Genomic DNA, 952 nt, shown 5'->3' on the forward strand with positions numbered 1-952 from the left:
ACCTGAAACCCTTGGTGATGTCTTATCTAGTATCTCTAGTCACCTAAGACAGGGACTCTTTAGCGAAGATCTCCCAACGGTTATCATGGATAGAGGGATAGCAACTTATGACAACATCGCACTGATCGAGTCCTATGGTCTTAGCTATCTGGTAATTACACGCGCTAATGCAGCTAGACACTATCTAGCTGAACTACGCCAAGGAAAAGATACCTTCTTAGAGATCAAGAACTCCTCCAATGAGAGCATCTACATCAAAGAACTGGGTGATGACCTGGGTGCCAAGGTAGAAGTTGCCGAGGGAGAAGTTGCCGAGGCGGGTGCTGAGGTAGAAGCTGCCGAGTCGGGCAATGAGTCGATTACTGTCGATTCCATGGATGGCCCTCCACAAGCCAACGAGTCGCTTGGCGGCGATTCCCTCGGTATCGATTCCATGTATGGCCCTCCACAAGCCAACGAGTCACTTGGCGGCGATTCCCTCGGTGTCGAGTCAATTGTCAACGAACCCCAGAGCAATGAACCCCAAGCCAACCATTCCAATAGAGCTCAACCATACGCAAGTGACTCCATGGACAACAAGATAAAGCAGATCCTATGTATCTCAGAGCGTCGCAGGGATAAAGAAGAGGCAATTGCTATAGGTATGCAAACTAAGTTCCAAAGTGCATTTGACAAACTAGCTGACTCAGTTAAGCGTGGTCAATATTCCAATGCCACAACTGTGGCTTCAAGAATAGGAAAGCTAAAGCAAGAGCATCGCTCTATTGCACGTCGCTATGAGATAGATGCCATAACTGGCGATGACCAAAAAGTCAAAGAGCTGGTTTTGACCGAGAAACCAAAAGTAAAAGAAGCAGCTGAGACTCTCTATGGTGCATATGTGATTGAGACCAATAGGAACGATCTAGAACCAGAAGAGATCTGGAAGCTCTATATGACCCTAACAAAGGTG

1 pseudogene is annotated in these 952 nt (G+C 47.2%); it reads left to right on the forward strand.

What is annotated here, in order from left to right:
• Positions 1 to 952, forward strand: a pseudogene (locus tag AXFE_RS20270) (hypothetical protein); the annotation flags it as partial.

This window comes from Acidithrix ferrooxidans, assembly GCF_000949295.1.
GTDB lineage: Bacteria > Actinomycetota > Acidimicrobiia > Acidimicrobiales > Acidimicrobiaceae > Acidithrix > Acidithrix ferrooxidans.